Origin of the sequence: Streptomyces sp. NPDC059718, from assembly GCF_042733315.1 — a bacterium.
Taxonomy (GTDB): Bacteria; Actinomycetota; Actinomycetes; order Streptomycetales; family Streptomycetaceae; genus Actinacidiphila.
This window is the reverse complement of the sequence record NZ_JBHWGA010000101.1, coordinates 1-9,500: the sequence shown is the minus strand read 5'-3', so window position 1 is coordinate 9,500 and position 9,500 is coordinate 1. Positions and strand designations below refer to the sequence as shown.

Sequence of the window (9,500 nt, the reverse complement as noted above, 5' to 3'; positions counted from 1 at the left end):
GGTGATCTCCGAGAAGTTCACCGAGACCCGGATGAACGGCGCCACCGTCGGCTTCACCGACGACGACGGCAAGGGCGAGTACGACATCAAGGACGCGCCGCACGCCATCCGCCTGACCACGTCCGGCACCTACATCCACGGCAACTACTGGGGCGCCGACTCGGTGTTCGGCAACGCCAACACCAGCCACGGCTGCATCGGCCTGAACGACACCAAGGGCGCCAAGGACACCTCCACGGACGCCTACTGGTTCTACACGAACTCGATCGTCGGCGACGTCGTGACCGTGAAGAGCTCCAAGGACAAGACCGTCGACCCGGCGAACGGCCTCAACGGCTGGAACATGAACTGGAGCGCCTGGAAGACCGGCAGCGCGGTCTGACACCGCGGCCGCGCCACCCACCCCGACGTTCGCGCTCGGAAACGCAAAACACAGACCGCTGGCCGGGGGATCCGCAAGACAGGAAGCAACACATGATGGTGAAGGCGACCCCGGCCCGAGAGTTGCCAGAAGCGGTGCTTGATCCGGCACGGCTGGAGGCAGTGGCCGCTTCCGGACTGCTGGATACCAGACCCGAGGGGGCGTTCGACGACATTGCCCAACTCGCCCTGGCGATCACGGGCGCACGAATGGCGTTCTTCACCGTCGCTGACGGGCGGCGGTCGTTCTGGAAGAGCGCAGTCGGCGTGGATGCTGCGACCACGCGTGAGAACGACATCCGCGACAGTCCTTGCCACATCCTGATCGGTACTGGCAGGGAGCTCATCGCGCCGGACGCAAGAGCCGACGCGCGCATCAAGGACCTGCCTGCGGTCAAGGCGCTGGCGGTCGGAGCCTGGGCGGGCTACCCGGTCGTCTCACCGGGCGGGCACGTAATCGGCGGGTTCTGCGTGATCGACAAAGACGCCCGGCCCTTCACCCCGCAGCAGTCGGAGGCACTGCGCATCCTTGCGCGCTCGGTGTCCTCCGAGATTGCGCTGCGCCAAGCGCTGCGCGAGGCCCATGCCTTGGCCGATGCCTCAGCCGCGCTGGCTCGAACATTGCAGGAAAGCCTGTTGCCGCCTTGCCTTCCGCAGACGCCCGGACTTGACGTGGCCGCAATCCACCTACCGGCCGATGCCACCGGCGCCCTGGGAGCCGAAGTGGTCGGCGACTTCTACGACCTGTTCCAGACCCGCGGCAGGAAATGGTCCGCGGTCATGGGTGATGTGTGTGGCAAGGGCCTCGACGCGGTAAAGGTCACCACCCTCGCGCGCTACACCATCCGTGCCGAGGCCAACCAGCACAACAACCCGGCCACCGTCCTGCACCGACTCCACGACGCTCTGGTCGAGCAGCACGTCAGCGAGCGCTTCCTGACCGCTGCCATAGCCGTCTTCGAGCCCGACCCCGGAGGAATCACCGGCCTCTACGCCAGCGCTGGCCACCCCCCTGCATTGATTCGCCGCGTGGACGGCACTGTCGAGGAACTCAACGCGGCGGGCATCCTGCTGAGCCCCGCAATCCCGGCTGTCCGTGACGACTTCGACGAAGCCGCCTTCCGCCTGAGCCCCGGTGACGCGCTACTGCTCTACAGCGACGGCATTACCGAGGCTCGCGACCAACATCGCGGCCCGCTCTTCGGTGCTGACCGCCTTGGCCGCGCCCTGGCGGCCACCCACGGCGCCGATGCCGCCGAGACCCTTGACCGGCTCTGGCAGGCAGCGTCCGCCCACTCCGGGGGTCACGCCGTCGATGACACCGCAATGATGATCTTGCGTGTCATGCCCTCATGAAGCGACCTGCTGGTCGACCCAAGGTGCCTCGCCAGACGCGCCGGAGAAGGCCGCACAGATCAGTCCCGCATCCATGAGGCATCACCGCCTCGGTGACGCACGCACAGCTTGGTCACCACGCCTCCTGTGCGGCGTCCGCACCGATACCGGGCTGAAAACCCTGGCAGCCAAAGCCATCGCTGCTCGGCATCCTCAGCCTGGGTCCTACTGCCTGCTCGAACCCGAGGGAAGCCGAAGCCTGCAACTGCGCCGGTCTTCAGCGGTTCCTTGGCCAGCCGGTCTGCTTGCCTACGATGTCATAGACGGGTCGCCGACCATCGGTCGGGCCGTACGACTGGCAGGTACCGAGACCTCTCCCATGACCGGCTGCCGGCTCGGAACCCGGGCTACTCCCAGCAGCCGTTGACTGTCGCAGCGAGGCCGTCGAGGGCGTCCTTGGCGCGGGTGGAGGAGGGTGCATAGTGCGGTGTGAATGTGCTGGCGTGCTAAGTTAACTTGAAGGTTCGTTTTTTTATGGAGGGGACGGTCCATGCCCAAGGTCACGCCGGAGTACATGGAGGCCCGCCGTCAGCAGATCTTGGACGCGGCGCGCCGCTGCTTCCTGCGTGATGGATTCCATTCCACCTCCATGCAGGACCTCTTCGCCGAGTCGGGCCTGTCGGCTGGCGCGGTATACCGGCACTTTGCCAGCAAGAACGAGATGATCACGGCGATCGTCGAGGAGAACATGCGTGACGTCCTCGCCATGGTTCACAGAGTCGCGAGGAACCGGCCCAGCAGCTCCATCGGAGCCTTGATGGCCGATGTCCTCGAAATCGTGAATGCCCAGACTGCCGACAAGAACGTTGCAGGGCTGTCGGTTCTGGCCTGGTCCGAGTCACTGCGCAACCCTTCGCTGGCCCGGCAGTTTCACGATCTGATGGCCCAGATGCGAACCGCACTCACCGATGTCATTTGGGAGCACCAGCAGGGCGGCACCCTCCCGCGCGAGGCGTCTCCCGAGGCGCTCGCCGCCACCTTCATGTGCATGCTGCCCGGCTACATTCTCCAGTTGGCGATGGGCGACTCCGCGACGCTGGAGGAGGTGCCCAGCGCGTTGCGAGCACTCTGGCCGGATTCGGCGAGTCCTGAAATGTGAGGCTCTTGAATCATGTGCTTGCTTCGCGGCTGGGGGGCGATCGACCGGGTGGCCAGACGGGTGTCACTGCGAGGGCCTGCAGGCCCGGCCTGCGTTTTCGCCCCTGCTGACCCAGCCGCCCGGCCGATGTCACGGCGTCCCGGTCCGGCAGCATGCAGTTCCGCAAGCTGCCTCTGCTGATGCCCAGGTCGGCGGCGATCGCCTTGTAGGTTGCTCCGGGCGGGGACCCGCAGAACGCCGTGGCACCCGTCTTGAACTCGTCCGAGTGATCCTTCACCGCCATCGGCGGTCTTCTCCGCTTCCTCAGGATCATGCTGATCCAGTATCAGCGTCTCCGTCATTGAGGGGGAGGCGGCCATAACTATCGCCCTGTCTAATCGCCCCACCGTGCGGGTTTATTTTTCAATCCCCATCTTTGGTGGCCGGGTGCGCATATTCGTCAGATGAATTCTGCGCAGGCGTGGAAATACTTCCTACGTGCGCCGCTACTGGCGAAGTGAGCCACGTCCTCCGCAAAGAGCCTCTCCAGTATGGCCACATTTCCTGCCCGGGCCGCCATCAAGAACGCCGTAGAGAAGCGATGGTGCTCGGCAGCCGAGACATTGGCCGTTTGTTGCGCGGCCAGGCGCTTGCGGGCGCGGCTCACCAGTTGGCGCGCGTTGACCTGCGACTGCCCGATGACCTCGGCGATCTGCCCGTACGGGTACTGGAATGCCTCCCGGAGCACGTACGCCGCCCGTTCCGCCGGCGTGAGCCTCTCCATGAGCATCAGCACCGCGGCTTTCACTGCTTCCGCGCTCTCGGCGCCCAACGCAGGGTCGCTCATGGTGTCGAGCGGTTCCGGGGGCCAGTAGCCGACGTAGTTCTCCCGGCGGACCCTCGCGGATTGGAGCACGTTGATCGTCAGTCTGGTCACCATCGTGGTGAGGAAGGCATGAGGGTTCTGCACCTTGGAGCGGTCGTAGGTCTGCCAGCGGATCCACGCTTCCTGGAGGACGTCTTCGGCCTCGCTGACGTTGCCGAGCATCCGGTAGGCGATTCCGAAGGTGAAGGTGCGGGCGTCGTGGAACACCTCTTCTGCTTCCATGAGGTCCTCGGTGCGCTCCGCGGACTTCGACGGCATGGTTCTTTTCCTTGCTGGTTGCTGCGTTGGCGGCTATCGCTACCTCCCCCGCGTGGACGCGGGGATGGGCGCGGGCCTCATCCGTGGGCGGCGTGCCGGGCGTGCGTGTGCGATCGGGTCACCGGCGCGAGCGACACCGTCGTAATGGGGTCATCTATGGCCGGGACGTCGGCGCTCGTGTCTGCGGCGCCGTAGTGGGGGTCCCCCGAGGCGTCGTTCGTGATGGTGGGGGTGCGCTGCCCGAAGATGATGGCCGTCAGGCCCAGTGCGCTCCACAGGCTGAGGACGGCGATGTGGCTTGCGGATGCGTTCCCGTCGAAGTAGGCCGTGCTGCGCAGAAGACTCGCGCCGGCACCCGGCGGCAGCCACTGGCCGATGTCGTGCACGGCCGTGGGCAGCAGTTCCGGAGCGGACGTGCTGCCGGAGAAGGGGTTTCCGACGAAGACCATGAGCGCGGCGCTGAGGGCGAGCCCGGGGGGACCGATGAGCGTGATCAGGCCGACGCTCGTCGCGCTGATGGCGAGCATGGTGAGGGACAGGGCCGCCCAGGTGGCCACATGCTCGTGCGGTAGGGCACCGAGAAGGCCCTGGGCGATCAGGTAGGCGGCGAGTCCCGTCACGGCGCACGCGGCGAACAGGTCGATGAGCCTGCGCCACACCGGTACTTGTCCGATTGACATCGCGATGAGCGCCGCGATCAGGATGCTGCAAATGGTGAGTGGGAGAAGGGCCGAACTGAAGACGACCCCCCGCGGGTCGTTTTCCGAGAGCGGGACGATGTCAACCGTCTCCATCTGGACCTTGGCGGCCTCCTTGGCAGCGCCCTTCGGGCCGGTTGGCCGGAGAGTGGTGCCAGCCAGCGGCTTTGCGTCCCTCACTGGGAGCTTCCCTGCCTGGGCTGCCAGGTGCTGGCCGGATGTGGTCAGCAGTTGGGCGACGGGCGTGCTCGCTGCGGTGGCCTCCAGCACGGTGACGTGGCCGGGGGTGACCACGAAGGCGCCGTAGATTTCCCGCTTCTTGATCGCGGTGCGCGCGGAAGCCTGGTCTGCGTACAGATGGAAGTCGAATCCGCCTGGCTTGCTGTGTGTCAGGCCCCCTACCGCCCTCTGGCTGGCCGTGCTGGTGCCTACGACCCCTACGGGTAGATCGCGCGGCGCGATGCGCGATGCGGGCCAGGCGAACGCCAACACGGCGAGTGAGATCACCACCGGCAATGCCACTGTCGCGATGACGGTTCGGTGCCATGACAGGAGTCCCGTCGACGGCTTCTGCAAGGTGTCACTCCAGTAAGGCGAACGATCGTTTTTTACTGCTCGAGTCTGATGTGGTCATGCGTGCACGTCAACATGAACATTCGTTTTTTGCCAGATCGTTGCCTCCGAGCTGCGGGCGGCGATGCCCGTGGCATGCCCCTAGCCAGCGCGGATAGGCTCGGGCTTGTCGCGGTCAACTGACCGAGAATGGCCTGCCTCACGAGGCCGACCGAAGCCGACGCCGCAGCGCTCGTAGGGATGGTTATCGATCCTGTCGCCAGCGTCGTGACCACTGTGGGGGCTGATCCTCGTCGTTGTTGAACCGGCGGAACCCATCCGACGACAGCAACCAGCTCAGGGTGAGCGTTTGCGGCTGTGGCGGCTCGTAATACCCCGCGGTGGCCTCCGCCATCCGAATGCGGGGCACGGCGGACGAGTCATCGACCAATTGGTCGGCCGACACAGCACGGCGGGGTGGAGCGCAGTGGCCAGGTTGTCTTGTTCGACTGGGCCAACGAGCCCTGCTGCCCTCAAGCTTGTGTGCATCAGGTCGGAGCGCCCTATCGTTGCCATAGCGGCCAGAACAGACACCGGCACCCTTGGTCGTTCGCCTGGAGACTCCGTCATGGCATGCTTCATCGGCGCCGGCATTGGTGTACGCGCATCTGATGACGTAGACCTTGCTCACTCGCAATCGCGACCGGACAGTGCGCGCAGGTGTGACGACCCTGGCAACGGTTGCGGAGGCGTAATGAGGGTCGAGGGTTGGTTCATCCTCGAACTGTCGTCGGTTCGGACAGAAGCGAGAGGGGACGGCCGAGGCTTCCACCTGTGCCGCAGGAACGCCCGAGCTGTCATGGCCGATCACGCGAATTTGGGGACCCCAGGCGGCGCTCGTTTTTGGAAGATGGCTTCCTGGGTGTGAGAGATGAGCCGGAGCGTGCTGCGACACGATGGCGGAGCGCGACAGGGATCAGAGCCGCGCCTCCACCAGGTCCAAGACCGCTCCAACACACCGGCCGCTCTCCATCAGCCGCTGCACCAGTTCCTCAATCGGCGTGGCCTTGTTCAATGGCTCGTAAGCCACCACTAGGACCGTTCGCCCTTGTTCCCTGGCCACGTCGGCCCAGTCCGCCGGTACTGGCACTGTCGTCCGCACGTTGGCCAGGTGCACGGTCACTGCATGAGCACCGAGCACCGCCCTCGCGCGCGCCGGCCGCAGTACGAGCTCTTCCGCACCCGGATTGATCCCCGCCGCCCGCACGACGCGCGGCCAGTACCGCACTGGTTGGGTCTCCTGCAATCCGTCGTCCCCGAACACCAGCCACGGAGCGATCTTCTGCTCGCCGGTTGGATCACGACTGACCCAGTGAAACACCGTCGTCGTCCGCGCAGCGGCCATGGATGCGAGTTCCCTTCAACTCCCACGAGAGATCCCGTGAGAACGGCCGTGCACGAGCATGTGATACGACGGGGTGTCCCGGGTCCCCTCGTGCCATCAGGCGTAGTCGGGCCGAACCGTGATCTTCTTTTGCCCTTTCGACAACGCTCCTGTCTCAGGCGTGACAGCCAGCAGATGGGCTCTGTCAGCACAAGCTGGCGAGGTGTCCGCGCGCAGTATCCAGTCGCGAATGAGGTGCAAGCTGACCCGAGGGCCCCACGGACACCGTGTCCCGGGCCAGCCGCACATGGGAAGGGCATGCCAGCGACAAAGCCGCCGCCCGCGTCATATAGACATCGGTCGCGGCTTCGTCCACCTCCGTCTTGGGCGGGCCCGCGCCACATTCCGGTGATGCGCACACGTCGCGGATCGCCTCGGGTCCGCCAGGAAGGGCGCCATTACACGACGGCGAGCCGTCGCCTTCCAGGAGCGTCCCGATGCAGCCTCACGCACTGACAGGCGCAACGCGCGGTGGGGGAGCGGCAGGGCCAACCCCCGCCGCGCCCCCGCTCACTCCTTCGAGTGCCCACCACCGCCAGCGGGCCCGGCGCCTGCCACACGTTCACAGGTCATGAGCACAGTTGAAGACGCTCTCTTACCGCAGCCCGACCGCGACACTGTCGACGTCGTCCTCACCGGGCCCGTTGACCAGGTCGCCCGCGTCCGTGCCTGGATCGAGGCCCGCGCCAGCGACGGGAGCAGCATGCTGGTCGACCAGCCCCACGGCCTGGTCCGCTGCCGCATGCGCATCGTCGCCCCGCCGGAGCTGGACGCGACATAAGGATCACGGACACCGGGGTTTCGGCGACGCTCGGCAGGTAAGGCGACCTTTCGGAGCCGCCCGCCCACCCCCCCGAGCGGGCGGTTCCCCGAGAGGGCTCCCCCTCTCGGCGGTCACGCCTTGCAGGCCGGGACCTGCTCCACTCAGGCCCGGCCAGCGAGGTCATATCGACGAGACCACCCGCATGCACCGCCCCGGCGAGAAAGTCCCGCCAGCGGCATCTACGAATGCACCTGCGGCCAGGGCCACCGCTTCACCAGCACGGACGTGCAGGGCCACACCTTCCCCCCGATTCCTCGGGAGTGTTCCGGGGTCGGCTGGAACCTCCTCATACCCGCCTACGCGGAGCGCAGCCCATAGCCCCCGAGCAGCCTGCCCGGTTACGTGGTGAGTGCCGGGCGGGCGCCCACGCGGCCCCGTCGGCGCCACGGCGGGGCCGTCCCCTACTCCCGCTTGGCGCGCTGCTCCGGGACAGTGATCTGGTTGGACTGACGCGTAACGGGCAGGTCCGCAGACCCGCCCGAATCGAGCAAGCTTCCCTGTGACCTCGAACGATGCCCATCGGGTACTCTCACCGTCGATTCGTGAACGTTGGAGGTCCTTGTGCACACCGTTGTCTCCGTGCTGCGAGCTGCGCTCGGTATGGGTGGCGCCTGGGTTCTCGTGGGGGAGATGGTCCGCCAAGCGTCAGGGCCAGGCTGGAGAAAGCCGCGGGTCTTCTCGGCGGTGGGTGCCTTGGGCGCTGGTGTGCTGATTGGCTTGGCTCTTTAGAGGCGGCAACGATGACCGGCGTTGGAACGGCGCCCGCGACCACAGGCTCTACGGCTGCGTGAAGCTGCACCCGACCGCCATCGAGATCCTCCCGCTCCTGACCGACGAGGACCCTCTCGGCGTGGACGGCTTCGCCACGCACCACGTCCCCCTGGAGCAAGCCCCCCAGGCCTACGACATGTTCCAGAAGAAGGCCGACGGCGCCATCAAGGTTCTTATGGTCCCGTGACGCCCGCGATCACCCAGGCGGCGCGTCGAGCGGCGTGGCGGCCAGGGCCCGGGCCACGCCGTGGAGGTTTGCGGCCATGGCGCGACCCGTTTTGTGGGACCAGTCGTGTCCGCGCTGGTCGTCGAGGTAGTCGGGGCCGGTCCCGGGGCCGAGGTGCCAGTACGTCCAGGCCTGGCCTGGGATGGTGTACCCCAGGTCGGCCAGGGCCCCGGAGATCTCGCTGATGACGTGGTGCGGCGCCGTCCTCGTTGCCGGTGACCACCACGCCGGCCACCCGGTTGTAGGCGACCGGACGGTCACGGTTGTCCGTCTCGGACATCATGGCGTCCATGCGAGGACGCGGACGAGGATGTGTCGGGGCTGCTGTCCGGTCTCGGCGTCGACGACGAACGCGGACGCGTCACCGGGGGTGTACCGCTCAATCCGGAGGCGGCGGTGGGTGCCGGGGCGGCAGGAGGCGAAAACCTGGCCACGTTCGATGATCATCGGGTGAGCTCCGCAGGGGTCGGGGCGCAGGTGGGGCATTCGTCGCGGACGTCCGGCAGCGGGACGGCCCAGTGAACGGCGAGGAGCATTTCCCATGCGGCTCGTGCCGCAGCCGTGGCAGCAGCGCTTGACCGTGAGGCGGGTGCCACCCTCGGGGAACTGCTCGTCGGGGGTGTTGGTGCGCGGGTTGGCGACCTCGAGGAGGGCCAGGCCGTGGCAGGGCTCGTCCTCGGCGCAGGTGCAGGCGAGGTCGCGGCCGCCGAGCTCGGCCCGGATCTGCTAGTCGCTTGGTACAGGAAGCCGGGGTTCCAGCCGGACGGCATGCGGCGGCGGGTCCGGAGGAACCTGCGGAGCTCGGCGGCGGTGGCGTAGCGGCCCGCGCTCGAGTCGGTCCGGCAGAAGAACGGGTTCGCCCACGGGGCCTGCGGCAGGGCCCCTGAGCGCTCGCGCGACCGCGGCACGACGGCCGCCGCCCGGCTCGCGGGAGTGCGATGCCCGGCGG

At 67.1% G+C, this 9,500-nt stretch carries 8 protein-coding genes and 2 pseudogenes; 5 read left to right on the top strand and 5 right to left on the bottom strand.

What is annotated here, in order from left to right; translation table 11 throughout:
- The 3 genes from ACFV3E_RS45795 to ACFV3E_RS45785 all read left to right on the top strand — a co-directional run.
- Positions 1 to 382 (top strand): L,D-transpeptidase (locus ACFV3E_RS45795; RefSeq protein WP_500542372.1); only part of this gene is annotated, 382 nt, incomplete at its 5' end.
- A 92-nt stretch (positions 383 to 474) separates the two neighbouring features.
- Positions 475 to 1,776, top strand: a complete 1,302-nt coding sequence (locus ACFV3E_RS45790; protein WP_500542370.1) for a PP2C family protein-serine/threonine phosphatase — start codon at positions 475 to 477, stop codon at positions 1,774 to 1,776.
- 529 nt (positions 1,777 to 2,305) lie between these two features.
- A complete protein-coding gene (locus ACFV3E_RS45785; protein WP_500542368.1) occupies positions 2,306 to 2,914 on the top strand; it encodes a TetR/AcrR family transcriptional regulator in 609 nt (202 codons plus the stop codon).
- Between the two features lie 439 nt (positions 2,915 to 3,353).
- Here ACFV3E_RS45785 and ACFV3E_RS45780 read toward each other — a convergent pair whose 3' ends face one another.
- From ACFV3E_RS45780 to ACFV3E_RS45770, 3 genes are all read right to left on the bottom strand, one after another.
- Entirely contained in the window at positions 3,354 to 4,037 is a 684-nt protein-coding gene (locus ACFV3E_RS45780) for a sigma-70 family RNA polymerase sigma factor (RefSeq protein ID WP_500542366.1), read from the bottom strand.
- 77 nt (positions 4,038 to 4,114) lie between these two features.
- Positions 4,115 to 5,311: an ABC transporter permease gene (locus ACFV3E_RS45775; RefSeq protein ID WP_500542364.1), complete on the bottom strand. Its 1,197-nt coding sequence runs from the start codon at positions 5,309 to 5,311 to the stop codon at positions 4,115 to 4,117.
- A 952-nt stretch (positions 5,312 to 6,263) separates the two neighbouring features.
- On the bottom strand, positions 6,264 to 6,692 hold the full coding sequence (locus tag ACFV3E_RS45770) for a DUF5949 family protein (RefSeq protein ID WP_500542362.1): 429 nt from the start codon (positions 6,690 to 6,692) through the stop codon (positions 6,264 to 6,266).
- A gap of 610 nt (positions 6,693 to 7,302) precedes the next feature.
- Between ACFV3E_RS45770 and ACFV3E_RS45765 the strand changes: the two genes are divergently transcribed.
- Both ACFV3E_RS45765 and ACFV3E_RS45760 read left to right on the top strand, forming a co-directional pair.
- The gene (locus tag ACFV3E_RS45765) at positions 7,303 to 7,512 is read left to right on the top strand and encodes a hypothetical protein (RefSeq protein WP_500542360.1); all 210 of its coding nucleotides are present in this window, start codon (positions 7,303 to 7,305) and stop codon (positions 7,510 to 7,512) included.
- Between the two features lie 853 nt (positions 7,513 to 8,365).
- A pseudogene (locus ACFV3E_RS45760) lies at positions 8,366 to 8,512 on the top strand (glutathione-dependent formaldehyde dehydrogenase); the annotation flags it as partial.
- Between the two features lie 9 nt (positions 8,513 to 8,521).
- Here ACFV3E_RS45760 and ACFV3E_RS45755 read toward each other — a convergent pair.
- Together ACFV3E_RS45755 and ACFV3E_RS45750 are read right to left on the bottom strand one after the other, a co-directional pair.
- Positions 8,522 to 8,846: pseudogene (locus ACFV3E_RS45755) on the bottom strand (flavodoxin family protein); the annotation flags it as partial.
- Positions 8,831 to 8,998, bottom strand: coding sequence for a hypothetical protein (locus tag ACFV3E_RS45750; protein WP_500542358.1), 168 nt, complete (start codon positions 8,996 to 8,998; stop codon positions 8,831 to 8,833). The pseudogene ACFV3E_RS45755 and the gene ACFV3E_RS45750, both read right to left, overlap by 16 nt.
- Positions 8,999 to 9,500 lie beyond the last annotated feature (502 nt).

Excerpts from the sequence above, each read along its gene's own strand:
- ACFV3E_RS45790 (WP_500542370.1), top strand. The coding sequence starts at position 475 with ATGATGGTGAAGGCGACCCCGGCCCGAGAGTTGCCAGAAGCGGTGCTT.
- ACFV3E_RS45785 (WP_500542368.1), top strand. The coding sequence starts at position 2,306 with ATGCCCAAGGTCACGCCGGAGTACATGGAGGCCCGCCGTCAGCAGATC.
- ACFV3E_RS45780 (WP_500542366.1), bottom strand. The coding sequence starts at position 4,037 with ATGCCGTCGAAGTCCGCGGAGCGCACCGAGGACCTCATGGAAGCAGAA.
- ACFV3E_RS45770 (WP_500542362.1), bottom strand. The coding sequence starts at position 6,692 with ATGGCCGCTGCGCGGACGACGACGGTGTTTCACTGGGTCAGTCGTGAT.
- ACFV3E_RS45765 (WP_500542360.1), top strand. The coding sequence starts at position 7,303 with ATGAGCACAGTTGAAGACGCTCTCTTACCGCAGCCCGACCGCGACACT.
- ACFV3E_RS45750 (WP_500542358.1), bottom strand. The coding sequence starts at position 8,998 with ATGATCATCGAACGTGGCCAGGTTTTCGCCTCCTGCCGCCCCGGCACC.